Origin of the sequence: Massilia luteola, from assembly GCF_034420155.1 — a bacterium.
In the GTDB taxonomy this organism is placed as follows: Bacteria; Pseudomonadota; Gammaproteobacteria; order Burkholderiales; family Burkholderiaceae_D; genus Telluria; species Telluria luteola.
The window spans coordinates 121,744-144,779 of record NZ_JAXOFN010000001.1; the positions used below are offsets into that span (position 1 = coordinate 121,744).

Here is a 23,036-nt window from a genome sequence, read left to right on the forward strand (position 1 = left end):
GAAAATGACACGTGGCGTGGGCACCCCGTGCCCACGGAGCGCGTTGCCGCGCAACGTGCGTCATCGCACGAACATCGCGGTTCCATCGGCCTAATCTGGCGGCGTCAATGCCACCGATGGAGGCCATCATGCCCAAGGGAGCCAGCCCGAAACGCGAGCGCGAATACAAGAAGCTCGAGACCGAATTCAAGAAGGAACACCGTTATCCAGGCCGCGAGGAAGAGGTCGCGTCGCGCATCGTGAACAAGCAGCGCGCCGAGCACGGCGAGACCAAGCAATCGTCGAGCGGCGGCTCGAAGCAGTCGGCGAAAAAATAAGCGCGCCGGAATGAAAAAGCCGCCCGGGCCCACACCCGGGAGGCGCGCGCGTGTCCGCGCATCTGCGCATCTGCGCGCGCCGCCGCTTACCTGTCGGTCACCGTAACGTCCCCGAACGCCTTCAACTGCCCGCCCACCGCCTTCGCATCGCCGCCGACGTCGATCGACTGGTTCTCCGGCGCGAAATGCTGCTTCGCCACGTCGCGCACCTGTTCCGGCGTCACCTTCACGATCAGCGGCACGTACCGGCCCAGCAACCGGGCCGCGTGGAACCGTTGTTGCGGCCGCGGCCACCCGTGATGGCGCGGTCGAACACCCCCTTCGGCGCGTTCGGCGTGCCCTGGAACATCAGGTACTCGAACAGGTGGGCGAAGTGGGTGCGGTTGCGCGGCTCGAGGCGCATGCAGACGTGGCAGACGACGGCCACGCCCACGGTCGGCGCGCCGTGGTCTTCGGAGAAGACAACCGTCAGCCGTTGCCGAGCTTGTTGACGTTGACCGGCAGGGTGCGCTGGTCGCCGGGCGCGACAAGCCGGCCAGCAGGGCAGGCACGAGGCGCGGGCGCATTGATCACCCTTATGGCAATGGGTTGAGGGCATCAATTTGTATTAACGCAACAAATGCATGAATGGCATGAATGGCATGAATGTTGGTGCATACATCGATGACAAACCGTGACAAACGGAGACATTTGGAGGGCATCCGGCGCGCGATAATGACCGGCTCGCCTATGCATGCCAGCCACGTCCCCGTGTCGCTCAGGTGGCCATTTTTGCAGTTCGTCGCAATCCGCTGGGTGGGGGCGGCCAGTCCGTTTATCCTGTTTTCAACAAGCACCAACCTTTACAAAACAAAAACAGGAATTCGGAGAATCGGATGAACAAGATTTTCGCGCTTGCGCCGGTGGGCGTCGCCCTGTGTGCCGTCCTCGGGGTCGCGCACGCCGCGCCCGACGTCGTGACCGAGACCCGCCCCGTCGACGCCCGCGTCGTGCGGGTCGACGTGGACGGCGCCGTCGACCTGAAGATCCGGCAGGGCGGCACGGCGGCGCTGACCCTCACCGGCGAATCGCGCTACCTGGAGCGGACGGTCACGTCGCAGAACGGCGACACGCTGCACATCGACACGGACGTCCGCGGCCACGTGCGCGCCGGGGCGCTGCACGCGGAACTCGTGCTGCCGGCGCTGCGCGCGGTGACGTCGGAGAGCCTGGGGACGACGGACGTGTCCGGCTTCACCGGCGACGAGCTGGAACTGACGCTGGACGGCGCCGGCTCGATGAAGATCTCCAGCAACTACAGGATCGTGCGCGCCAGCCTGGGCGGCATCGGCAGCATGCAGATGCAGGGCCTGAACGGGGAGGGGATCGAACTGAACCTGCAAGGCGCCGGCTACATCTCGCTCAGCGGGCGCGCCAAGTGGCTGAAGGCGGACCTCGGCGGGCTCGGCAACCTAGACGCCCAGCAGTGCAGTGCGGATTCCGTCGACATCGACCTGTCCGGCCTGGGCAACGCGCGCGTGACGGCGCGCCAGAGCGCGAACCTGAACCTGTCCGGCATGGGTTCGGTAACCGTGTACGGCAAGCCCCAGAACCGCAAGGTCGCGGTCGACGGGTTGGGCAAAGTGAGCTGGAAATAGCCGTATCTCGAAAAGAAGCAGAAGAATAAAGTCTGAACGAGACAATGAGAAAACTGACCGTTGCGATCCTGTTCGCGCTCGGCCTGCACGGTAGTGCGATGGCGGGCCTCACGGAAGGCGCCAATGCCTACAATGCCCGCAATTACGCGCTGGCCCTGAAGGAAATCATCCCGCTTGCCAGGGCCGGCAACGCGGACGCGGAGCATTTGCTCGGCCTGATGTATTACATGGGCCGCGGCGTGCCGCGCGACTACAAGCAGGCATTTTCCTGGCACTACAAGGCAGCCGTGCAGGGCAAGGCCGATGCGCAATATGTCATCGGCGCCATGTACTACACGGGCAATGCCGTCCCCCAGGACCAGAAACTGGCCGTGCAATGGTTCCGCAAGGCCGCCGAGCAGGGCCATCCGGACGCCCAGCACGCGCTCGGCCTGATGTACCGCTACCACGTGGCGGGGATGCCGCAGGATTTTGTCCTCGCCTACATGCTGTGGAATCTCGCCGCCGCCAACGGCCACCGCAATGCCATCGAGCAGCGCGCCTCGCTCGTCAAACAGATGACCCAGGAACAGGTCGACGAAGCACAGGCCATGTCGCGCAACTGGAAACCGGGAACGCCGCTGCCGACGTCGTCGCGCACCGGCGGTAGTGGTTCTTGAACAACTAAGTTGCCGTCAGGTTGTAAGAGCGAAGCTTATGCCCGCATAAGGCATTGTCCTACGCGCGCATGGCGAATCCTTGGTGTTCCGGTCGTCTCGACGGGACTAGGATGATGACCTCTCAAGCAGTTTTCATGGGCTGTACGACAACTCATCCATTGGAGGCAATCATGGCAAACCAGGGTAACAACCAGGGCGGCAACAAGGGTAACAACCAGAGCGGCGATACCAGCAACCGCGGTTTCGCATCGATGGACCCGCAGAAGCAGCGCGAAATCGCCTCGGAAGGCGGCAAGGCCGCCCATGCTTCGGGCAACGCCCACGAGTTCACGTCGGAAGAGGCACGCCGTGCCGGCTCGATGAGCCACAAGAACGACAGCGGCAGCCAGCAAAGCCAGGGCGGCGGCAGCCAGCAGAGCGGCAGCCATACCCGCGGCGGCACGCCGGAGCAGCACGCCAAGGCAGGCTCGCAGAGCCACAAGAACGACAAGAAGTGATCCGCATGCGCTGAACGCCGCAGGCAGGCGTCGGGGCGGTCCGGCCGGGTCGCCCGCAACGGAGTTCGCGTGCACCGGCAGTGCCGGCGACATCGCATTCCTGCCTGGGCCGTTCCGCCACCGCCAGCCTCCGGGCTGGCGTTTTTGCGTCAGGCGAGGCCGTGGCGCTTCAGCGACCAGTCCAGCGCCTCTTCCACGCCCTCCGCCTTCTTGAATTGCGACATCCGGCTGGCGAAATAGGCGCCGAGGCCGGCGCGCATCGCGCCCCCGAGCGGATGATTCGGCGCGGCCGCCAGCGCGCAGACCCACTGGATCTCGAACAGATAGGCATTGCGTTCCGTGTTCGCGAAACCGCATTTTTCGGCCCAGGCGTGAGCGGATTCGTGCAGCAGGACGCCGTAGAGCAGCGGCACGTCGTCCATCTTGCTTTTATTGACCGCGACGCTGTTGCCCTGTACGGCATCGACGTTGCCGATCTTCGCCCGATTGACCCATCCGACCACACGTGCCTGGGCCGGCAGGCTGTTGAGATAGATGGCGGGATTCCCATTCGTCAAAGCCATGCAGTTTTCGACCAGCACGTAACGCAGGCCGGCGAGTGCCGTGCTGACTTTCGGGTCCACGACCACCATGAGCTGGTCGACGATGGTCTGCAACGCGGGCGTGCTACAGATGGGCATTGTTAATCACCTTTCACGATTGGCATGCGATACGGCGAACGAGGCCGCAAGGGGAGAGTCTGGACTTTCGGCAACATCTGATCTTTGCGCTAGATCAAGCATGTCGCGTCGGCCCGCCCGGCCGGGGCGTTTAGCGCGATACCCCACTGTGGCGCTAAACATACTGAAATGATCATGCAACTGAGCATTTCCTTGCTCGTTGTTAGCGTTACCAGCCATTTTCTAGCGCAACTCGGCTTGGGCGATCCCGACCGCTGGCGTACAATTGCTCATTATTTAACTAGGGTAAGCCATGCGTGCAATCGAAATCACCCAGCCCGGCGGGCCCGGGGTGCTCCAGCCGTGCGAGCGCCCCGTGCCGCAGCTGAAGCCGGGCGAAGTCCTCATCCGCGTCCTCGCGGCCGGCGTCAACCGGCCCGATGTGTTCCAACGTCTCGGCCAGTATCCCGTGCCGCGCGGCGCGTCCGACCTGCCGGGCCTCGAAGTGGCCGGCGAGATCGTCGACGGCGACCTCGGCGCCAGCGGGTTCAATAAAGGCGACCTCGTCTGCGCCCTCGTGCAGGGCGGCGGGTATGCCGAATACTGCGCGGCGCCGCTGGCGCAATGCCTGCCGGTGCCCAAGGGCCTGACGCCGCTCGAAGCGGCCGCGCTGCCCGAGACCTATTTCACCGTGTGGAGCAACGTGTTCCAGCGCGCCGCGCTGGCCGCGGGCGAATCGCTGCTGGTGCAGGGCGGCAGTTCCGGCATCGGCACCACCGCGATCCAGCTGGCGAAGGCGCTCGGCCACCGCGTGTTCGCCACGGCCGGCAGCGCGGACAAATGCCGCGCCTGCGAAGACCTGGGCGCCGAGCGGGCGATCGATTACAAGACCGAGGACTTCGCGGCTATCGTCAAGGCGCTGACGAACGGGCAGGGCGTCGACGTCGTGCTCGACATGGTGGGCGGCGACTACGTGGCGCGCGAGATCGGCTGCCTGGCCGATGACGGCCGCATCGTCGTCATCGCCCTGCTCGGTGGGGCCAGGGCGCACGTCGACCTGGGCCAGGTGCTGCGCCGCCGCCTGACGATCACGGGTTCGACCCTGCGTCCGCGTCCGGTGGCGTTCAAGGCGCAGATCGCGCGCGAGCTGCGCGAGCGCGTGTGGCCGATGCTGGAAGCGGGCACGATCAAGCCGGTCATTTATAAAACCTTCCCGCTCGAGGACGCCGCCGCCGCGCACACGCTGATGGAAAGCAGCGCGCACGTGGGCAAGATCATGCTGCAAGTCGCCGCAAACTGACAAAAATATAATGAATAATCAATCGAACCACCATGCCATGCCCGGTTTGACCGGCTTTTCAACCCCCGTTACAATAGCGGGTTATTTGACCGTGGGGTTGTGATGCGTGCCAAACTCATCGTAGGCAACTGGAAGATGAATGGCAGCCGCGCAGCCAACGCGACTTTGTTGAACGGGATCGTTGCCGGACTGGACAATGCGCGCGCCTCCTGCGCCGTGTGCGTGCCGGCGCCGTTCCTGCAGCAATGCGAGGACCTGCTGGCCGGTACGCCGGTCGCGTGGGGCGCGCAGGACGTCTCGATCCATGCATCCGGCGCCTTTACCGGCGAAGTGTGCGCGAAAATGCTGTCGGAATTCGCCTGCCGCTACGTGATCGTCGGCCACTCCGAGCGCCGCGCCTACCATCGCGAAGACAGCGCGCTGGTCGCGAAGAAGGCGCTGGCGGTGCTGGCCGAGGGCATGACCCCGATCGTCTGCGTCGGCGAAACGCTGGAGCAGCGCGAGGCGGGCGCGACGGCGCAGGTGGTCGGCGCCCAGCTCGACGCCGTGCTGGAAGCGCTCGACGCGGCGGCGGTGGAGAAGATCGTCGTGGCCTATGAGCCCGTGTGGGCCATCGGCACCGGCAGGAATGCGACGCCGGCCATGGCGCAGGACGTGCACGCGCAACTGCGCGCGCAACTGAAGGCGCGCAATGCGGAGGCGGCGGACATCGTGCCGATCCTGTACGGCGGCAGCATGAAGCCGGAGAATGCGAAGGACCTGCTGGCCCAGCCGGATATCGACGGCGGGCTGATCGGCGGCGCGGCCTTGAAGGCGGAAGATTTTCTTGCCATCATTCACGCGGCCTGAGTAACGCCGGGTTGGATATTCCATCCGGGCGATGAAACAGTCGTCGTTCCCGCGCAGGCGGGAACCTAAGTTTGCAAGCGCTGCGTTAATGCGTGAAAACTTGGGCCCCCGCCTTCGCGGGGGCGACGAGTACGGATTTTTGCAAACGTAGTAGTCAACCTTGGAATGGAATAAACAATGAACGTGTTGTTCAATCTGATCGTCGTCGTACAGGTCGTCTCCGCGCTGGCCATCATCGGTCTCGTGCTCGTCCAGCACGGCAAGGGTGCCGACATGGGCGCCGCCTTCGGTTCCGGCGCGTCCGGCAGCCTGTTCGGTGCCAGCGGCTCGTCGAACTTCCTGTCGAAATCGACGGCCGTCGCCGCCGCGATCTTCTTTGCGTCGACGCTGACCCTGGCTTACTTCGGCAGCAACCGTCCGCACGCGAGCGTGGGCGGCGGCGTGATGGAAAACGTGACCGTCCCCGTGCACAAGGCCCCGGCCGGCGCCGGCGATGCCGTTCCGGTGACCACGCCGGCTCCCGCGCCTGCCGCCGGAACTCCGGCCGCGCCTGCACCGTCCGCCACGCAGGACGTGCCGGGTGTCGCCACGCCGGCCGCACCGGCTCCCGCCCCCGCCAAGTAATTTTTGCGGCGCAGCCACTTCCTGCACGCGCACGCGGGGTGGTGTAGTATTCGGCGGGCTTCGGTCCGCCAGTGCCGGCGACAGGCTTCTCGACTCGGTTGCCGTAAACACGGATTTTTGAAAAGTTGAGAAAAAGAGTATTTTTTCTTGGTTTAGCGCAATTTGAGCATTGAAAAATGCTGCTAAGTCAGAGTAGAATACTGGTCTCCAGCCGACGTGGTGAAATTGGTAGACACGCTATCTTGAGGGGGTAGTGGCGCAAGCTGTGCGAGTTCGAGTCTCGCCGTCGGCACCAAGATACAAGAAGCCAGCTAGGGCGCATGAGCTTCCGCTCTGAGGCCTAGCTGGCTTTTTTACGAGGATCTGTCGGAGGCTTTGAAGAACCGTCCCCGCGGCGGCGCTTCTGGCCCGAGAAGCCCGGTCGTACGAACGTGCGGCGAGCCTCGAAGGTCGGGATCGGCAATGCGAAGCGGATGATTCAGTGTCTCCAGTCGTACGATCCTGGTGTAGGCAAATAGCCAGGATTGCGCGATGCGGTACTGCAGCCCCTGCAGTGTTTTTTTCAACCGATCGTTCAACTAAGGCTTCATCGTGAACCTCGAGAATTACTTCCCCGTCCTGCTCTTCATTGTGATCGGCACCGTCGTCGGCGTCGCCTCGCAACTCCTCGGCCGTGTGATCGGTCCCCATCGCCCGGATGCGGCAAAACTTTCCCCGTATGAATGCGGCTTCGAGGCCTTCGAAGACGCGCGCATGAAGTTCGACGTCCGGTACTACCTGGTCGCGATCCTGTTTATTTTGTTTGATCTGGAAACGGCATTCTTCTTCCCTTGGGGCGTTTCGATGCGCGACCTGGGCTGGACCGGATTCGTCACGATGATGGTGTTCATCGTCGAATTCGTCGTCGGCTTCTGGTACATCTGGAAGAAAGGTGCCCTTGATTGGGAATAAGCCATGGCTATTGAAGGCGTTTTAAACGAAGGTTTTGTTACCACCACAGCCGACAAGCTGATCAACTGGGCACGTACCGGGTCGATGTGGCCCATGACGTTCGGCCTGGCTTGCTGTGCGGTCGAGATGATGCACGCGGGCGCCGCGCGCTATGACCTCGACCGTTTCGGCGTCGTGTTCCGCCCGTCGCCGCGCCAGTCCGACGTGATGATCGTGGCCGGTACCCTGTGCAACAAGATGGCGCCGGCACTGCGCAAGGTCTACGACCAGATGGCCGAGCCGCGCTGGGTCATTTCGATGGGCTCCTGCGCCAACGGCGGCGGCTACTACCACTACTCGTACTCCGTCGTGCGCGGCTGCGACCGCATCGTGCCGGTCGACGTCTACGTCCCGGGCTGCCCGCCGACCGCCGAGGCCCTGCTGTACGGCATCATCCAGCTCCAGAACAAGATCCAGCGCACCAATACCATCGCGCGATAATCCAAGCCGGTTTCAACCATGACGACAAAAATCGAAGCCCTCGAACTCGCCCTGAAGAATGCTCTGGGCGAGGGCGCTGCCATTACCGTGGCGCTGGGCGAAGTAACGGTAGTAGTGAAGGCCGCCGAGTATCTGGCCTCCATGCGGAAGCTGCGCGACGATCCCGCGCTGCGTTTCCAGGAACTCGTCGACCTGTGCGGCGTCGACTACTCGTCCTACGGCGAAGGCACGTGGGACGGTCTGCGTTTCGCCGTCGTGTCGCACCTGCTGTCGATCGAGCACAACTGGCGTGTGCGCGTCCGCGTGTTCTGCCCGGACGACGACATGCCGCTGGTCGAATCGGTCACCGGCATCTGGCGCAACGCCAACTGGTTCGAGCGCGAGGCGTTCGACCTGTACGGCATCCTGTTCGAGGGCCACGGCGACCTGCGCCGCATCCTCACCGACTACGGCTTCATCGGCCATCCGTTCCGCAAGGACTTCCCGATCTCGGGCTATGTCGAGATGCGCTACGACCCCGAGCAGAAACGCGTGATCTACCAACCCGTGACGATCGAGCCGCGCGAGAACATCCCGCGCGTGATCCGCGAAGAAACCTACGGGATGAAATAATGGCTGAGCTTAAAAACTACACCCTGAACTTTGGTCCGCAGCACCCGGCGGCGCACGGCGTGCTGCGTCTCGTGCTGGAACTGGACGGTGAAGTCATCCAGCGCGCCGACCCGCACATCGGCCTGCTGCACCGCGGTACCGAGAAGCTGGCCGAGACCCGCACCTACCTGCAGTCCGTGCCGTACATGGACCGCCTCGACTACGTCTCGATGATGTGCAACGAGCACGGCTACGTGCTGGCCATCGAGAAGCTGCTGGGCATCGAAGTGCCGGTCCGCGCGCAGTACATCCGCACGATGTTCGACGAGATCACCCGCATCCTGAACCACCTGATGTGGCTCGGCGCGCACGCGCTGGACATCGGCGCCATGGGCCCGTTCCTGTACGCGTTCCGCGACCGCGAAGACCTGTTCGACGTGTACGAAGCCGTGTCGGGCGCGCGCATGCACGCGGCCTACTACCGTCCGGGCGGCGTGTACCGCGACCTGCCGGACGTGATGCCGCGCCACCGCGAATCGCCGCTGCGCAGCAAGAAGGCCATCGACGAACTGAACGAGACCCGCCAGGGTTCCGTGCTGGACTTCATCGAATCGTTCACGCAGCGCTTCGACGGCTATGTCGACGAATACGAGACCCTGCTGACCGACAACCGTATCTGGAAACAGCGTACCGTCGGCATCGGCGTCGTGACGCCGGAAGACGCGATGGGCATGGGCTTCTCGGGCCCGATGCTGCGCGGCTCGGGCATCGCCTGGGACCTGCGCAAGCTGCAGCCGTACGCCGCGTACGACAAGGTGGAGTTCGACGTCCCGGTCGGCACCAACGGCGACTCGTACGACCGCTACCTCGTGCGCGTGGAAGAGATGCGCCAGGCCAATCGCATCATCAAGCAGTGCATTACCTGGCTGCGCGCGAATCCGGGCCCGGTGATGACGAGCAACCACAAGGTCGCCCCGCCGTCGCGCGTGGACATGAAGACCAACATGGAATCGCTGATCCACCACTTCAAGCTGTTCACCGAAGGCTTCCACGTCCCGCCGGGCGAGGCCTACGCGGCCGTCGAACATCCGAAGGGCGAGTTCGGCATTTATATCGTCTCGGACGGCGCCAACAAGCCGTACCGCCTGAAGATCCGCACCCCGGACTATGTCCACCTGCAGAGCCTGGATGAAATGGCGCGCGGCCACATGATCGCCGACGCCGTCACCATCATCGGCACGCAGGACATCGTGTTCGGCTCGATCGACCGATAAGAAGGGTAGAAAAAGATTATGTTATCTGAGCAGTGCTTGAAAAAAATCGACCGCGAGCTGGCCAAGTATCCGGCCGACCAGCGCCAGTCGGCCGTGATGGCCGCGCTGGCCCACGCGCAGGTCGAACTGGGCTGGCTGTCGCCGGAAACGATGCACGAAGTGGCCGACTACATCGGCATGCCCGCCATCGCCGTGCAGGAAGTGGCCACCTTCTACAACATGTACAACCTGAAGCCGGTCGGCAAGCACAAGATCACCGTGTGCACCAACCTGCCGTGCGCCCTGTCGGGCGGCGAGCGCGCCGCCCACCGCATCAAGGATGCCCTGGGCATCAATTTCCGCGAAACGACCGAGGACGGCCAGTTCACGCTGCAGGAAGGCGAATGCATGGGCGCCTGCGGCGATGCGCCGGTCATGCTGGTGAATAACCACCGCATGTGCTCGTTCATGTCGGACGAGAAGATCGACGCCCTGCTGGAGGAACTGAACAAATGACCAGCCTGCACGACCGCCACATCAATCCGTTGATCCTGAAGGATCTGAACGGCGCCAACTGGCACCTGGAAGACTACGTCAAGCGCGGCGGCTATTCCGCGCTGCGCCGCATCCTGGAAGAGAAGATCACGCCCGAGCAGATCATCGCCGACCTCAAGACGTCCGGCCTGCGCGGCCGCGGCGGCGCGGGTTTCCCGACCGGCCTGAAGTGGAGCTTCATGCCGCGCCAGTTCCCGGGCCAGAAATACCTCGTCTGCAATACCGACGAAGGCGAGCCGGGCACGTTCAAGGACCGCGACATCATCCGCTACAACCCGCACTCGCTGATCGAAGGCATGGCCATCGGCGCGTACGCGATGGGCATCACCGTGGGCTACAACTACATCCACGGCGAGATCTTCGAGGACTACCTGCTGTTCGAGGAAGCGCTGGAAGAGGCGCGCGCCGCCGGCTTCCTGGGCGACAGGATCATGGGTTCGGAATTCTCGTTCCAGCTGCACGCGCACCACGGCTACGGCGCCTACATCTGCGGCGAGGAAACCGCGCTGCTCGAATCGCTGGAAGGCAAGAAGGGCCAGCCGCGCTTCAAGCCGCCGTTCCCCGCGTCGTTCGGCCTGTACGGCAAGCCGACCACGATCAACAACACGGAAACGTTCGCGGCCGTCCCGTTCATCCTGAACATCGGCGCCGAGAACTACCTGGGCCTGGGCAAGCCGAACAACGGCGGCACGAAGATCTTCTCGATCTCCGGCGACGTCGAGCGTCCGGGCAACTACGAAGTCCCGCTGGGCACGCCGTTCGCCAAGCTGATGGAACTCGCGGGCGGCATGCGCGGCGGCAAGAAGATCAAGGCCGTCATCCCGGGCGGTTCGTCGGCACCGGTCGTGCGCGGCGACGTCATGATGCAGACCGACCTGGACTACGACGCGATCGCCAAGGCCGGTTCGATGCTGGGTTCGGGCGCCGTGATCGTCATGGACGAGACCCGCTGCATGGTCAAGTCGCTGCTGCGCCTGTCGTACTTCTATTACGAGGAATCGTGCGGCCAGTGCACGCCGTGCCGCGAAGGCACGGGCTGGATGTACCGCATGGTCCACCGTATCGAACATGGCCAGGGTCGTCCGGAAGACATGGACATGCTGAACTCGATCGCCGACAACATCCAGGGCCGCACCATCTGCGCACTGGGCGATGCCGCCGCGATGCCGGTTCGCGCCATGATCAAGAACTTCCGCGAAGAATTTGAATATCACGTCGAGCACAAGCACTGTCTGGTGCCGACTTACCTCTAAACCAGGTCAGGTAACGATCAAATGGTTGAAATCGAATTAGACGGCAAGAAAGTCGAAGTCCCACCAGGTTCGATGGTGATGGACGCCGCAAACAAACTGGGAACATACATCCCGCACTTCTGCTACCACAAGAAGCTGTCCATCGCGGCCAACTGCCGCATGTGCCTCGTGGAAGTGGAAAAAGCACCGAAGCCGCTGCCTGCCTGCGCCACGCCGGTCTCGCCGGGCATGATCGTGCGCACGCACAGCGACAAGGCCGTGCAGGCGCAGAAATCCGTCATGGAATTCCTGCTGATTAACCACCCGCTGGATTGCCCGATCTGCGACCAGGGCGGCGAATGCCAGCTGCAGGACCTGGCCGTCGGCTACGGCAAGAGCGGCTCGCGCTACGAAGAAGAAAAGCGCGTCGTGGCACCGAAGGAAGCCGGCCCGCTGATCTCGATGGAAGAGATGAGCCGCTGCATCCAGTGCACCCGCTGCGTGCGCTTCGGCCAGGAAGTGGCCGGCGTGATGGAATTCGGCATGGTCGGCCGCGGCGAGCACTCGGAAATCACGACGTTCGTCGGCAAGTCGGTCGACTCGGAAGTGTCGGGCAACATGATCGACCTGTGCCCGGTCGGCGCGCTCACGAGCAAGCCGTTCCGCTACTCGGCCCGTCCGTGGGAACTGCAGCGCCGCCGTTCGGTGTCGCCGCACGACTCGCTGGGCTCGAACCTGATCGTCCAGGTCAAGGGCGGCAAGGTCATGCGCGTGCTGCCGCTGGAAAACGAGAACATCAACGAGTGCTGGATTTCCGACAAGGACCGCTTCTCGTACGAAGCCCTCGATAACGCTTCGCGCCTGACCACGCCGATGCTCAAGCAGGACGGCAAGTGGATCGAGACCGACTGGCAGACGGCGCTGGAATACGTCGCCCACGGCCTGCGCAACATCCGCCACGAACACGGCGCCGACAGCATCGCCGCCGTCGCCACGCCGCATTCGACCGTCGAAGAACTGTTCCTGCTGCAGAAGGCCATGCGCGGCTTCGGCGTCGAGAACGTCGACTTCCGCCTGCGCCAGACCGACTTCGCGCTGGATGGCTCAGTCGTGCCGCACCTGGGCATGCCGGTGGCCGAACTGTCGAACCTGAAACGTGTGCTGGTCGTCGGCTCGTTCCTGCGCAAGGACCACCCGCTGGCCGCGACGCGCCTGCGCGCCGCCGTCAAGTCGGGCGCCAAGCTGTCCATCGTGCACGGTTCCGCTGACGACAACCTGATCCCGACCGCGAACCGCCTGATCGCCGCACCGAGCGACTGGCTGGCCGCACTTTCCGAAATCGCCGTCGCCATCGCTGCCGCCAAAGGCATCGCAGCCCCGGCCGGCTTCGAAGGCGTGACCGCCGGCGACGTCGCCAAGGGCATCGCCGCCACGCTGGCCGTCGAGCACGCCGCCGACCTGCCGGGCGCCGTCCTGCTCGGTAACGCCGCGATGTACCACCCGCAGGCATCGAAGCTGCACGCCGTCGCGCAATGGATCGCGGAACAGACCGGCGCGAAATTCGGCTACTTCGTCGACGCCGCCAACACGGTCGGCGGCTACCTGGTGAACGCCACGTCGAAGAACGCCGCGAACCTGTTCGCGCAGCCGAAGAAAGCGTACGTGCTGCTGAACGCCGAGCCGGAACTGGACGCCGCCAACCCGCAACAGGCCCTCAAGGCGCTGAACGGCGCCGAGATGGTCGTCGCGCTGTCCGCGTTCAAGCACGGCATGGACTACGCCGACGTGCTGCTGCCGATCTCGCCGTTCAGCGAGACCGCCGGTACGTTCGTCAACTGCGAAGGCCGCGCGCAAAGCTTCAACGGCACCGTCAAGCCGCTGGGCGAGACCCGTCCGGCCTGGAAAGTGCTGCGCGTGCTGGGCAACCTGCTGGGCCTGCAAGGTTTCGATTACGAGAACTCGGAAACGATCCGCGACGAAGCCCTCGGCAAAGGCAACACCGACCTGTCCGCGAAGCTGAACAACGTGGCGAAGCTCGCGCCGGTGGCGGCGTCGTTCGGTAATGGCGAGCAGGTCGAACGCCTGGCCGACGTGCCGATCCACTTCGCCGACGCCGTCGCGCGCCGTTCCGAACCGCTGCTGCGCACGGCCGACGGCCAGGCGCCGCTGGCGACCCTGTCGGCCAAGCTGGCCGACAAGCTGGGCGTCAACGCCGGCGACAAGGTCACGGTATCGCAAGGGCAGGGCAGTGTGGTCTTGACGGCCAATATCGACGCGCGCCTGCCGGCGAACGTCGTGCGGGTCGCGGCCGCCCACGAATCGACTTCGGTACTGGGCGATATGTTCGGTCCGATCAATGTAGCTAAAGCATAAAGCAGGGGAGCCCAAGCAAAATGTCGGTACCTGACATGATCAACAACCTGAACAGCGGCGGCGCGAGCCTGCTGGGCCCCGCGGCCTGGCCCCTCGTGTGGACGCTGCTGAAAATCGTCGTCGTCCTGCTGCCGCTGATGGGCCTCGTGGCCTATCTCGTGCTGTGGGAGCGCAAGCTGATCGGCTGGATCCACATCCGTATCGGCCCGAACCGCGTGGGCCCCGGCGGCCTGCTGCAGCCGATCTCCGATGCCCTGAAGCTGCTGCTGAAGGAAATCGTGATCCCGGCGAAAGCGACGCCGAGCCTGTTCGTGATCGGCCCGCTGATGACCATCATGCCGGCGCTGGCCGCGTGGTCCGTCATTCCGTTCGGCCCGCAAGCCGCGCTCGCCAACGTGAATGCCGGCCTGCTGCTGCTGCTGGCGATCACGTCGATGGAGGTGTACGGCATCATCATCGCCGGCTGGTCGGCGAACTCGAAGTACTCGTTCATGGGTGCCATGCGCGCTTCGGCGCAGATGATCTCTTACGAAATCCCGATGGGCTTCGTGATGGTCGTCGTGCTCATGGTGTCGGGCTCGCTGAACTTCTCGGACATCGTCGGCGCACAGGCGCGCGGCTGGGCCGTCGACCACGGCATCAACCTCCTGTCGTGGAACTGGCTGCCGCTGCTGCCGCTGTTCGTCATCTACATCACGTCCGGCCTGGCGGAATGCAACCGCCACCCGTTCGACGTGGTGGAAGGCGAATCGGAAATCGTGGCCGGCCACATGGTGGAATATTCCGGCATGTCGTACGCGATGTTCATGCTGGCCGAGTACGCCAACATGATCCTCGTCGCCACGCTGGCATCGATCATGTTCCTGGGCGGCTGGGCCGCACCGTTCTCGTTCCTCGAATTCGGCGGCGGTTTCGGCGGCTTCTTCTGGCTGTTCGCCAAGATGTTCCTGATCGTCTCGCTGTTCATCTGGGTCCGCGGCACGTTCCCGCGCTACCGCTACGACCAGATCATGCGTCTCGGCTGGAAAGTGTTCATTCCGCTGACCCTGATCTGGCTGGTGCTGGTCGCCGGCTGGATGCAGACGCCGTGGAACATCTGGAAGTAAGGAAGCACACAAAATGACACGAGTTAAAGAGATCCTCGGCAGCCTGATGCTGTCCGAGCTCATCAAGGGCCTGGCCCTGACCGGCAAGTATGCGTTCAAGCGCAAGATCACGGTCCAGTACCCGGAAGAAAAGACCCCCATCTCGCCGCGCTTCCGCGGCCTGCATGCGCTGCGCCGCTACCCGAACGGGGAAGAGCGCTGCATCGCGTGCAAGCTGTGCGAAGCCGTGTGCCCGGCGATGGCCATCACGATCGAGTCGGCGCAGCGCGAGGACGGCACCCGCCGCACCACGCGCTACGACATCGACCTGACCAAGTGCATCTTCTGCGGCTTCTGCGAAGAATCGTGCCCGGTCGATTCGATCGTCGAGACGCAAGTGCTGGAGTACCACGGCGAAAAACGCGGCGACCTGTACTACACCAAGGAAATGCTGCTGGCCGTGGGCGATCGCTACGAGAACGACATCGCCGCCGCGCGCGAAGCCGATGCCAAGTACCGCTAACAATAAAAGGGCTCCTGCGTAAGTCATGGATTTCACAACTGTTCTGTTCTACGTGTTCGCGGCCGTGATGGTGCTGGCCGGGTTGCGCGTCATTACCGCCAAGAACCCGGTGCACGCCGCGCTGTTCCTGGTGCTCGCGTTCTTCAACGCTGCCGGTATCTGGATGCTGCTCAAGGCCGAGTTCCTGGCCATCGTGCTGGTACTGGTCTACGTCGGCGCCGTCATGGTGCTGTTCCTGTTCGTCGTGATGATGCTCGACATTAATATCGACCGCATGCGCGAAGGCTTCTGGGGCTACCTGCCGGTGGCGTCGGGCGTCGGCGCGCTGATCGTGCTGGAGATGGCCGCCGTCCTGTGGCGCGGCTTCCTGGGCCAGGGCGATGCGCCGTCCGAGGCGGCCGTCGGCCACATCGGCGGCACGCGCGAACTGGGCCGCCTGATCTATACCCAGTACATCTACGGTTTCGAGATCGCCGGCCTGATCCTGCTGGTCGCCATCATCGCCGCCGTGGCGCTGACCCTGCGCAAGCGCAAGGACACCAAAGCAATCGACCCGGGCCTCGCCGTCCGCGTCAAGCGTAACGACCGTCTGAAGATCGTCAAGATGCAGACGGTTGACCAGAAGGCCATCGACGCCGCAGCCGTGGCTGCAGCAACTGCGGCCGCCGCCGCAGCAGCGAACAAGGAGACGCAATGACTTTATCGCTCGCTCATTACCTGATCCTGGGCGCGATCCTGTTCGCGATCTCCGTGATCGGCATTTTCCTGAACCGGAAGAACATCATCATCCTGCTGATGGCCATCGAACTGATGCTGTTGGCGGTGAACCTGAACTTTGTGGCGTTCTCGCATTATCTGGGCGACGCGGCAGGGCAGATCTTCGTGTTCTTCATCCTGACTGTCGCGGCCGCCGAATCGGCGATCGGCCTGGCGATCCTGGTGGTCCTGTTCCGTAACCTGGACACGATCAACGTGGAAGACCTCGACAGCCTGAAGGGCTAAGCGGTTTGTCTGTCAACCTCCTGATAAATAAACAAAAGGTTCAATATGGCGGGGCAAATTAACCCTAACCTCTTGCTGGCGGTGCCACTCGCGCCGCTCGCGGGCTCGGCGATCGCCGGCCTGCTCGGCACCAAGTTCTTCGGCAACGTGGTCGGCCGGGTCGTGTCGCATTCCGCGACCATCCTGGGCGTCTTCATCGCCATGGTCATCTCGATCATGACGCTGAACCAGGTCATCGACGGCGCCACGTACAACGGCGACATCTACACCTGGATGACCGTCGGCACCATGAAAATGTCGGTCGGCTTCAAGATCGACGCGCTGTCCGCGATGATGATGTGCGTCGTGACCTTCGTGTCGCTGATGGTCCACATCTACACGATCGGCTACATGGCCGAAGACGAAGGCTACAACCGCTTCTTCTCGTACATCTCGCTGTTCACGTTCTCGATGCTGATGCTGGTCATGGCCAACAACTTCCTGCAGCTGTTCTTCGGCTGGGAAGCGGTGGGCCTGGTCTCGTACCTGCTGATCGGCTTCTGGTACACGCGTCCGACCGCGATCTTCGCGAACATGAAGGCGTTCCTCGTGAACCGCGTCGGCGACTTCGGCTTCATCCTCGGCATCGGCCTGCTGCTGGCCGCCACCGGCACGATGAACTACGACGAGACGTTCGCCAAGGCCGGCGCGCTGTCGGCCATGTTCGTGCCCGGCACGACCTGGCCGCTGCTGACCGCCGCCTGCATCTGCCTGTTCATCGGCGCGATGGGCAAGTCGGCGCAGTTCCCGCTGCACGTGTGGCTGCCTGACTCGATGGAAGGCCCGACCCCGATCTCGGCACTGATCCACGCCGCGACGATGGTTACCGCCGGCATCTTCATGGTGACCCGCATGTCGCCGCTGTTCGAGCTGTCGGACACCGCGCTGTCGTTCATCGTCATCATCGGTTCGATCACCGCGCTGTTCATGGGCTTCCTGGGCATCATCCAGAACGACATCAAGCGCGTCGTCGCGTACTCCACGCTGTCGCAGCTGGGCTATATGACGGTCGCGCTGGGCGTGTCGGCGTACAACGTCGCCGTGTTCCACCTGATGACCCACGCGTTCTTCAAGGCGCTGCTGTTCCTCGGCGCCGGCTCCGTCATCATCGGCATGCACCACGACCAGGACATGCGCAACATGGGCGGCCTGCGCAAGTACATGCCGATCACCTGGATCACGTCGCTGGTGGGTTCGCTGGCACTGATCGGCACCCCGTTCTTCGCCGGCTTCTACTCGAAGGATTCGATCATCGAAGCCGTCCACGCCTCGCACCTGTGGGGCACGGGCTTCGCGTACTTCGCCGTCGTTGCCGGCGTGTTCGTGACCGCGTTCTACTCGTTCCGCATGTATTTCCTCGTGTTCCACGGCGAGGAGCGTTTCGGCAAGGCGCATGCGCATGACGACCACGCCCATGGCGACGCGTCGCACCGCCACGACGCACATGACCAGGCAGTCGCGGCCCACGGCCACGACGCCCACGCCGAGCACGATTCGGACGCGCACCACGAAGAAGAGCACGACGACCATGGCCACCACGGCCTGGCCCCGGGCCAGAAGCCGCACGAGTCGCCGCTGGTCGTCACGCTGCCGCTGATCCTGCTGGCGATCCCGTCCGTCATCATCGGTTTCTTCGCGATCAAGCCGATGCTGTACGGCGGCTTCTTCAACAACGTCATCACCATCAATGCCGAGCGCCATCCGGCGATGGAAGAGCTGGCGCACGAGTTCAGCGGTCCGGTCGCGATGGGCGTGCACGCGTTCACGTCGCTGCCGTTCTGGATCGCGCTGGCCGGCGTCGTCGCCGCGTACTACTGCTACATGATCAATCCGCGCGTGCCGGCGGCCTTCTACAAGGCGCTGCGTCCGATCCACACGCTGCTGGACAACAAGTACTACATGGACAAGTTCAACGAGATCGTCTTCGCCGGCGGCGCACGCCTGCTGGGCAAGGGCCTGTGGCAGGTCGGCGACCGCGCGCTGATCGACGGCCTCGTCGTCAACGGCTCCGCGAAGCTGGTGGGCTGGTTCTCGACCATCGTCCGTACGTTCCAGACTGGTTATATCTACCACTATGCGTTCGTGATGATCCTGGGCGTGCTGGGTACGCTGCTGTACTTCTTCCCGTTCTGGCACGCTTAAAAGAGAGAAAAACAAGATGCAGTCTACGATTTCTACCTTTCCTCCTTACCTGAGCCTGTCGGTCTGGTTGCCGATCCTGTGCGGCATCATCGTGCTGGCAGTCGGTCGCGACAGCAAAGCGGGCTTCACCCGCCTGCTGGCGCTGGCGGGCGCGGTGATCAGCTTCCTGCCGACCATCCCGCTGATGACGCAGTTCAGCAACACGGCCCACGGACCCCAGTTCGTGGAGAAGGCCGCCTGGATCGAACGTTTCAACATCCAGTACTACCTCGGCATCGACGGCCTCTCGCTGTGGTTCGTGCCGCTGACCGCGTTCATCACGATCATCGTCGTGATCTCCGCCTGGGAAGTGATCCAGGAACGCATCGCCCAGTACATGGGTTCGTTCCTGCTGATGTCGGGCCTGATGATCGGCGTGTTCGTCGCGCTGGACGGCCTGCTGTTCTACTTCTTCTTCGAAGCGACGCTGATCCCGATGTTCATCATCATCGGCGTGTTCGGCGGCCCGAATCGCGTGTATGCGTCGTTCAAGTTCTTCCTGTACACGTTCATGGGCTCGCTGCTGACGCTGATCGCGATCATCTACCTGTACAACAAATCGAACGGCAGCTTCGACATCCTGGCATGGCACGACCTGACGCTGACGATGAAGGAACAGGTCCTGATCTTCGTGGCGTTCCTGATGGCCTTCGCCGTCAAGGTCCCGATGTGGCCGGTGCACACCTGGCTGCCGGACGCCCACGTGGAAGCGCCGACCGGCGGCTCCGTCGTGCTGGCCGCGATCATGCTGAAGCTGGGCGGTTACGGCTTCCTGCGGTTCTCGCTGCCGATCGCGCCTGACGCGTCGCACTACCTGGCACCGCTGATCATCGTGCTGTCGCTCATCGCCGTGATCTACATCGGCCTCGTCGCGATGGTGCAGGTCGACATGAAGAAACTGGTCGCGTACTCGTCGATCGCCCACATGGGCTTCGTCACGCTCGGCTTCTTCATCTTCAACGAGATCGGCGTGCAGGGCGGTATCGTGCAGATGATCTCGCACGGCTTCGTGTCGGGCGCCATGTTCCTGTGCATCGGCGTGCTGTACGACCGCATGCACTCGCGCCAGATCGCCGACTACGGCGGCGTCGTCAACGTGATGCCGAAGTTCGCCGCATTCTCCGTGCTGTTCGCGATGGCCAACTGCGGCCTGCCGGCCACGTCGGGTTTCGTGGGCGAATTCATGGTCATCCTGGGCGCCGTCAAGTTCAACTTCTGGACCGGCCTGCTGGCCGCCACCGCCCTGATCCTGGGCGCGGCGTACTCGCTGTGGATGGTCAAGCGCGTCGTGTTCGGCAAGATCGGCAACAAGCACGTGGCCGAGCTGGTCGACCTGAACGGCCGTGAGTTCTTCATGCTGGGCGTGCTCGCGATCCTGACGATCTACATGGGGCTGTATCCGGCACCGTTCACCGATTCGATGCAAGTGTCGGTGGCGGACCTGTTGCAGCACGTCTCGGTCAGCAAGCTGCCGACGGCAGTCGCTGCGGTCGCCGCGCACTGAGTCGATAAGGCATCAACAACGATATGAATCCGATGATTAACACCCAAGCCGTGCTGGCCGCCAACAACCTGGGGCCGGTCTCTGCAGAAATCTTCCTGGTCATCGCGTCCTGCGCCATCCTTCTGATCGACATGTTCCAGAAGGACGGCAAGCGCACGCTGACCTACATCCTGTCGCTGCTCACCCTGGTGGGCTGCGCGGTGATCACCTACGCCGACTTCAAGTCCGGCACGACGACCTACACGTTCTACAACATGTTCGTGTCGGACCCGATGGCGAACCTGCTCAAGCTGTTCACCTACCTGGCCGTCGGCGTCACGCTCGTGTACTCGCGCCAGTACACGGCCGAGCGCGGCATGATGTCCGGCAATCTGGGCGGCGAGTTCTACGTGCTCGCGCTGTTCACGATGCTGGGCCAGATGGTCATGATCTCCGGTAACAACATGCTGCCGATCTACCTGGGCCTGGAACTGATGTCGCTGTCGCTGTACGCGCTGGTGGCCCTGCGTCGCGACCACGCGATCTCGACCGAGGCCGCGATGAAATACTTCATCCTGGGTTCGCTCGCGTCGGGCTTCATGCTGTACGGTATCTCGATGATCTACGGCGCCACCGGTTCGCTGGACATCACGACGATCGCCAAGCTGGTGTCGAGCAACGCCGCCAACCACACGATCCTCGTGTTCGGCCTCGTGTTCGTCGTGGCCGGCATGGCCTTCAAACTGGGCGCCGTGCCGTTCCACATGTGGGTGCCGGACGTGTACCAGGGCTCGCCGACGGCGGTGACGCTGCTGCTGGGCGCCGCGCCGAAGCTGGCCTCGTTCGCGATGATGATCCGTATCCTCGTCGAAGGCCTGCTGCCGCTGGCGATCGACTGGCAGCAGATGCTGCTGGCGCTGGCCGTGCTGTCGCTCGTGATCGGTAACCTGACCGCGATCGCGCAATCCAACCTGAAGCGCATGCTCGCGTACTCGACCATCGCACAGCTGGGCTTCGTCCTGCTGGGCATGATGGCCGGCGTCGTCGGCAGCCGCGACGCCGCGAATGCCGCCAACATCGCCACCGCCTACAGCGCGTCGATGTACTACACGATCACCTACGTGCTGACCACGCTGGGCAGCTTCGGCGTCATCATGATGCTGGCGCGTTCGGGCCACGAAGCGGAAGAACTGGCCGACTTCAAGGGCCTGGCCAAGCGCAGCCCGTGGTACGCGCTCGTCATGACCGCGCTGATGTTCTCGCTGGCCGGCGTGCCGCCGATGATGGGCTTCATGGCCAAGTGGGCCGTGCTGGACGCCGTCGTCGGTTCGGGCCAGCTGTGGCTCGCGGTCGTCGCCGTGGCGGCCTCGCTGGTGGGTGCGTTCTACTACCTGCGCGTCGTGAAAGTGATGTGGTTCGACGAGGTGGCCGATGCGTCGCCGATCTCGACCCCGCTGGACATGCGCGTCGTGCTGTCGCTGAACGGCATCCTGGTCGTGATCCTGGGCATCCTGCCGGGCCCGCTGCTGGCGGCCTGCCTGTCGGCCATGACCCTGACGTTGAAGTCCTAAGGCCGCGGTGGACGTCTCCCTGGCCAGCTGGTTGGTGATCGCGGTCGCACTCGCGTTCGCCAACCTGCCGTTCCTCAACGAGAGCGTGCTCGGCTTCATTCCCGTGAAGCCGGCACAAAACAAGGCGCACGCGAAATACTTCGTCGTGCGCCTGCTCGAGTTGATTGTTTTATACTTTATCGTCGGCGCGCTGGCCCACGCCCTCGAATCCCGCATCGGTACCGCGTTCCCCCAGACCTGGGAGTTCTACGCGATCACCGCCTGCATGTTCGTCGTGCTGGCCTTTCCCGGTTTCGTCCTGCGATACTTGCGCAAGCGCCGCTTCTGAGCACCGCTGTCCATGGCGCCGGTGCATTGAATAATCACCGGAGCCTCCATGGATTCCCATCTCAAAGAAACGAAGGTCGACGGCGAGATCGCCTACGACGGCCACTTCCTCAAAGTCTCGCGCGACCGCGTGAAACTCCCCGACGGCAAGATCACCCAGCGCGAATTCATCCGCCATCCCGGCGCCGTCGTGATCCTGGCCCTGTTCGACGACGGCCGCGTGCTGCTCGAACGCCAGTTCCGTTATCCGAACGGGCAGGTCTTCATCGAATTCCCGGCCGGTAAGATCGACCCGGGCGAAGCCTCGCTCGCCTGCGCCAAGCGCGAACTGGCGGAAGAGACGGGCTATACCGCCACCGACTGGCATTTCGTCTGCACCATCCACAACGCCATCGCGTATTCCGACGAGCACCTCGACCTGTTCCTCGCGCGCGGCCTCGAGGCGGGCGAGGCGAAGCTGGACGACGGCGAGTTCCTCGAGACCTTCACCGCGACCATCCCCGAGATGCTCGACATGGTCAGGAAAGGCGCCATCACGGATGTGAAGACCGTGATCGGCACGTTCTGGCTGGAGAAGTTCGCCGCCGGCACCTGGACGCCGGATTGACGTTCGCCGCGTGCGCGTGCGGCGAGATCCTTGCGCACCAAATGCGCCAACTCAGGTCCTGGCTGGACGGTCTGCCGACAGTGGAAGCGCGCGCGTGCCCGGTTGGGTGGGCGCTTTGCGGCCAAACCGTTGTATGCGCGCGCCAGCGGATCGCGAATACTGCTCCAGCGCGACCTCGACCGCAACCGGATGCCGTACATTAAGCCTGAGGTGGGCCGCGCGGAAAGGCAGCCGGCCGCGA

At 63.6% G+C, this 23,036-nt stretch carries 26 protein-coding genes and 1 tRNA gene; 24 read left to right on the plus strand and 3 right to left on the minus strand.

Annotated elements, in window-relative coordinates; genetic code table 11:
- Window positions 1-128: 128 nt before the first annotated feature.
- Window positions 129-317 carry a hypothetical protein gene (locus tag U9J41_RS00620; RefSeq protein WP_075796307.1) on the plus strand — a complete coding sequence of 63 codons (189 nt, stop codon included), beginning with the start codon at window positions 129-131 and terminating at the stop codon, window positions 315-317.
- Between the two features lie 86 nt (window positions 318-403).
- Here U9J41_RS00620 and U9J41_RS00625 read toward each other — a convergent pair whose 3' ends face one another.
- The gene (locus U9J41_RS00625) at window positions 404-559 is read right to left on the minus strand and encodes a hypothetical protein (RefSeq protein WP_322399671.1); all 156 of its coding nucleotides are present in this window, start codon (window positions 557-559) and stop codon (window positions 404-406) included.
- Window positions 550-750: a hypothetical protein gene (locus U9J41_RS00630; protein ID WP_322399672.1), complete on the minus strand. Its 201-nt coding sequence runs from the start codon at window positions 748-750 to the stop codon at window positions 550-552. Before U9J41_RS00630 ends, U9J41_RS00625 begins: the two co-directional genes overlap by 10 nt.
- Before the next feature lie 442 nt (window positions 751-1,192).
- Here U9J41_RS00630 and U9J41_RS00635 point away from each other — a divergent pair, with 442 nt between their 5' ends.
- The 3 genes from U9J41_RS00635 (at window position 1,193) to U9J41_RS00645 (ending at window position 3,110) form a co-directional block, all read left to right on the plus strand.
- On the plus strand, window positions 1,193-1,954 hold the full coding sequence (locus U9J41_RS00635) for a GIN domain-containing protein (RefSeq protein WP_322399673.1): 762 nt from the start codon (window positions 1,193-1,195) through the stop codon (window positions 1,952-1,954).
- A 44-nt stretch (window positions 1,955-1,998) separates the two neighbouring features.
- Window positions 1,999-2,613, plus strand: a complete 615-nt coding sequence (locus tag U9J41_RS00640; RefSeq protein ID WP_322399674.1) for a tetratricopeptide repeat protein — start codon at window positions 1,999-2,001, stop codon at window positions 2,611-2,613.
- 170 nt (window positions 2,614-2,783) lie between these two features.
- A complete protein-coding gene (locus U9J41_RS00645) occupies window positions 2,784-3,110 on the plus strand; it encodes a KGG domain-containing protein (RefSeq protein ID WP_056436657.1) in 327 nt (108 codons plus the stop codon).
- A gap of 149 nt (window positions 3,111-3,259) precedes the next feature.
- Here the strand turns inward: U9J41_RS00645 and U9J41_RS00650 are convergent, their stop codons facing one another.
- Window positions 3,260-3,790: a hypothetical protein gene (locus tag U9J41_RS00650; protein WP_322399675.1), complete on the minus strand. Its 531-nt coding sequence runs from the start codon at window positions 3,788-3,790 to the stop codon at window positions 3,260-3,262.
- A 292-nt stretch (window positions 3,791-4,082) separates the two neighbouring features.
- On the opposite strand from U9J41_RS00650, the gene U9J41_RS00655 reads away from it, so the two are divergent.
- The 20 genes from U9J41_RS00655 to U9J41_RS00750 all read left to right on the plus strand — a co-directional run bounded on the left by U9J41_RS00655 (window position 4,083) and on the right by U9J41_RS00750 (window position 22,795).
- Entirely contained in the window at window positions 4,083-5,069 is a 987-nt protein-coding gene (locus U9J41_RS00655) for an NAD(P)H-quinone oxidoreductase (protein WP_322399676.1), read from the plus strand.
- Between the two features lie 102 nt (window positions 5,070-5,171).
- Window positions 5,172-5,918, plus strand: a complete 747-nt coding sequence (gene tpiA / locus U9J41_RS00660) for a triose-phosphate isomerase (protein ID WP_322399677.1) — start codon at window positions 5,172-5,174, stop codon at window positions 5,916-5,918.
- A 177-nt stretch (window positions 5,919-6,095) separates the two neighbouring features.
- Window positions 6,096-6,542, plus strand: a complete 447-nt coding sequence (secG, locus tag U9J41_RS00665) for a preprotein translocase subunit SecG (protein ID WP_322399678.1) — start codon at window positions 6,096-6,098, stop codon at window positions 6,540-6,542.
- Between the two features lie 210 nt (window positions 6,543-6,752).
- Window positions 6,753-6,837, plus strand: a tRNA-Leu gene (locus U9J41_RS00670).
- 296 nt (window positions 6,838-7,133) lie between these two features.
- The gene (locus U9J41_RS00675; protein ID WP_258816243.1) at window positions 7,134-7,493 is read left to right on the plus strand and encodes an NADH-quinone oxidoreductase subunit A; all 360 of its coding nucleotides are present in this window, start codon (window positions 7,134-7,136) and stop codon (window positions 7,491-7,493) included.
- A gap of 3 nt (window positions 7,494-7,496) precedes the next feature.
- Window positions 7,497-7,973, plus strand: a complete 477-nt coding sequence (locus tag U9J41_RS00680) for a NuoB/complex I 20 kDa subunit family protein (RefSeq protein ID WP_036230641.1) — start codon at window positions 7,497-7,499, stop codon at window positions 7,971-7,973.
- Between the two features lie 18 nt (window positions 7,974-7,991).
- Complete coding sequence (locus U9J41_RS00685; protein ID WP_056436644.1) at window positions 7,992-8,585, plus strand: NADH-quinone oxidoreductase subunit C; 594 nt, start codon at window positions 7,992-7,994, stop codon at window positions 8,583-8,585.
- Complete coding sequence (locus U9J41_RS00690; protein WP_322399679.1) at window positions 8,585-9,838, plus strand: NADH-quinone oxidoreductase subunit D; 1,254 nt, start codon at window positions 8,585-8,587, stop codon at window positions 9,836-9,838. The genes U9J41_RS00685 and U9J41_RS00690 overlap by 1 nt, the downstream gene beginning before the upstream one ends.
- Before the next feature lie 18 nt (window positions 9,839-9,856).
- Window positions 9,857-10,333, plus strand: a complete 477-nt coding sequence (gene nuoE / locus U9J41_RS00695) for an NADH-quinone oxidoreductase subunit NuoE (RefSeq protein ID WP_322399680.1) — start codon at window positions 9,857-9,859, stop codon at window positions 10,331-10,333.
- On the plus strand, window positions 10,330-11,625 hold the full coding sequence (nuoF, locus tag U9J41_RS00700) for an NADH-quinone oxidoreductase subunit NuoF (protein ID WP_322399681.1): 1,296 nt from the start codon (window positions 10,330-10,332) through the stop codon (window positions 11,623-11,625). The genes nuoE and nuoF overlap by 4 nt, the downstream gene beginning before the upstream one ends.
- 21 nt (window positions 11,626-11,646) lie before the next feature.
- A complete protein-coding gene (gene nuoG, locus U9J41_RS00705) occupies window positions 11,647-13,977 on the plus strand; it encodes an NADH-quinone oxidoreductase subunit NuoG (protein ID WP_322399682.1) in 2,331 nt (776 codons plus the stop codon).
- A 35-nt stretch (window positions 13,978-14,012) separates the two neighbouring features.
- Window positions 14,013-15,083: an NADH-quinone oxidoreductase subunit NuoH gene (nuoH, locus tag U9J41_RS00710; protein ID WP_425259807.1), complete on the plus strand. Its 1,071-nt coding sequence runs from the start codon at window positions 14,013-14,015 to the stop codon at window positions 15,081-15,083.
- A 13-nt stretch (window positions 15,084-15,096) separates the two neighbouring features.
- Window positions 15,097-15,585: an NADH-quinone oxidoreductase subunit NuoI gene (gene nuoI, locus U9J41_RS00715; protein ID WP_322399683.1), complete on the plus strand. Its 489-nt coding sequence runs from the start codon at window positions 15,097-15,099 to the stop codon at window positions 15,583-15,585.
- Window positions 15,586-15,610: 25 nt separating this feature from the next.
- Window positions 15,611-16,282, plus strand: a complete 672-nt coding sequence (locus U9J41_RS00720; protein WP_322399684.1) for an NADH-quinone oxidoreductase subunit J — start codon at window positions 15,611-15,613, stop codon at window positions 16,280-16,282.
- The gene (gene nuoK, locus U9J41_RS00725; protein ID WP_029757428.1) at window positions 16,279-16,587 is read left to right on the plus strand and encodes an NADH-quinone oxidoreductase subunit NuoK; all 309 of its coding nucleotides are present in this window, start codon (window positions 16,279-16,281) and stop codon (window positions 16,585-16,587) included. The genes U9J41_RS00720 and nuoK overlap by 4 nt, the downstream gene beginning before the upstream one ends.
- Window positions 16,588-16,632: 45 nt before the next feature.
- Window positions 16,633-18,768: an NADH-quinone oxidoreductase subunit L gene (nuoL, locus tag U9J41_RS00730; protein WP_322399685.1), complete on the plus strand. Its 2,136-nt coding sequence runs from the start codon at window positions 16,633-16,635 to the stop codon at window positions 18,766-18,768.
- Window positions 18,769-18,784: 16 nt separating this feature from the next.
- Entirely contained in the window at window positions 18,785-20,311 is a 1,527-nt protein-coding gene (locus U9J41_RS00735) for an NADH-quinone oxidoreductase subunit M (RefSeq protein ID WP_322399686.1), read from the plus strand.
- A 23-nt stretch (window positions 20,312-20,334) separates the two neighbouring features.
- Window positions 20,335-21,861, plus strand: a complete 1,527-nt coding sequence (gene nuoN, locus U9J41_RS00740; protein WP_322399687.1) for an NADH-quinone oxidoreductase subunit NuoN — start codon at window positions 20,335-20,337, stop codon at window positions 21,859-21,861.
- 7 nt (window positions 21,862-21,868) lie between these two features.
- Window positions 21,869-22,189, plus strand: a complete 321-nt coding sequence (locus U9J41_RS00745) for a DUF2818 family protein (protein ID WP_322399688.1) — start codon at window positions 21,869-21,871, stop codon at window positions 22,187-22,189.
- A 48-nt stretch (window positions 22,190-22,237) separates the two neighbouring features.
- Window positions 22,238-22,795 carry an NUDIX hydrolase gene (locus U9J41_RS00750; protein ID WP_322399689.1) on the plus strand — a complete coding sequence of 186 codons (558 nt, stop codon included), beginning with the start codon at window positions 22,238-22,240 and terminating at the stop codon, window positions 22,793-22,795.
- The last annotated feature ends 241 nt before the right edge of the window (window positions 22,796-23,036 follow it).

Excerpts from the sequence above, each read along its gene's own strand:
- U9J41_RS00620 (WP_075796307.1), top strand. The coding sequence starts at position 129 with ATGCCCAAGGGAGCCAGCCCGAAACGCGAGCGCGAATACAAGAAGCTC.
- U9J41_RS00635 (WP_322399673.1), top strand. The coding sequence starts at position 1,193 with ATGAACAAGATTTTCGCGCTTGCGCCGGTGGGCGTCGCCCTGTGTGCC.
- U9J41_RS00640 (WP_322399674.1), top strand. The coding sequence starts at position 1,999 with ATGAGAAAACTGACCGTTGCGATCCTGTTCGCGCTCGGCCTGCACGGT.
- U9J41_RS00645 (WP_056436657.1), top strand. The coding sequence starts at position 2,784 with ATGGCAAACCAGGGTAACAACCAGGGCGGCAACAAGGGTAACAACCAG.
- U9J41_RS00650 (WP_322399675.1), bottom strand. The coding sequence starts at position 3,790 with ATGCCCATCTGTAGCACGCCCGCGTTGCAGACCATCGTCGACCAGCTC.
- U9J41_RS00655 (WP_322399676.1), top strand. The coding sequence starts at position 4,083 with ATGCGTGCAATCGAAATCACCCAGCCCGGCGGGCCCGGGGTGCTCCAG.
- tpiA (WP_322399677.1), top strand. The coding sequence starts at position 5,172 with ATGCGTGCCAAACTCATCGTAGGCAACTGGAAGATGAATGGCAGCCGC.
- secG (WP_322399678.1), top strand. The coding sequence starts at position 6,096 with ATGAACGTGTTGTTCAATCTGATCGTCGTCGTACAGGTCGTCTCCGCG.
- U9J41_RS00680 (WP_036230641.1), top strand. The coding sequence starts at position 7,497 with ATGGCTATTGAAGGCGTTTTAAACGAAGGTTTTGTTACCACCACAGCC.
- U9J41_RS00685 (WP_056436644.1), top strand. The coding sequence starts at position 7,992 with ATGACGACAAAAATCGAAGCCCTCGAACTCGCCCTGAAGAATGCTCTG.
- U9J41_RS00690 (WP_322399679.1), top strand. The coding sequence starts at position 8,585 with ATGGCTGAGCTTAAAAACTACACCCTGAACTTTGGTCCGCAGCACCCG.
- nuoE (WP_322399680.1), top strand. The coding sequence starts at position 9,857 with ATGTTATCTGAGCAGTGCTTGAAAAAAATCGACCGCGAGCTGGCCAAG.
- nuoF (WP_322399681.1), top strand. The coding sequence starts at position 10,330 with ATGACCAGCCTGCACGACCGCCACATCAATCCGTTGATCCTGAAGGAT.
- nuoG (WP_322399682.1), top strand. The coding sequence starts at position 11,647 with ATGGTTGAAATCGAATTAGACGGCAAGAAAGTCGAAGTCCCACCAGGT.
- nuoH (WP_425259807.1), top strand. The coding sequence starts at position 14,013 with ATGATCAACAACCTGAACAGCGGCGGCGCGAGCCTGCTGGGCCCCGCG.
- nuoI (WP_322399683.1), top strand. The coding sequence starts at position 15,097 with ATGACACGAGTTAAAGAGATCCTCGGCAGCCTGATGCTGTCCGAGCTC.
- U9J41_RS00720 (WP_322399684.1), top strand. The coding sequence starts at position 15,611 with ATGGATTTCACAACTGTTCTGTTCTACGTGTTCGCGGCCGTGATGGTG.
- nuoK (WP_029757428.1), top strand. The coding sequence starts at position 16,279 with ATGACTTTATCGCTCGCTCATTACCTGATCCTGGGCGCGATCCTGTTC.
- nuoL (WP_322399685.1), top strand. The coding sequence starts at position 16,633 with ATGGCGGGGCAAATTAACCCTAACCTCTTGCTGGCGGTGCCACTCGCG.
- U9J41_RS00735 (WP_322399686.1), top strand. The coding sequence starts at position 18,785 with ATGCAGTCTACGATTTCTACCTTTCCTCCTTACCTGAGCCTGTCGGTC.
- nuoN (WP_322399687.1), top strand. The coding sequence starts at position 20,335 with ATGAATCCGATGATTAACACCCAAGCCGTGCTGGCCGCCAACAACCTG.
- U9J41_RS00750 (WP_322399689.1), top strand. The coding sequence starts at position 22,238 with ATGGATTCCCATCTCAAAGAAACGAAGGTCGACGGCGAGATCGCCTAC.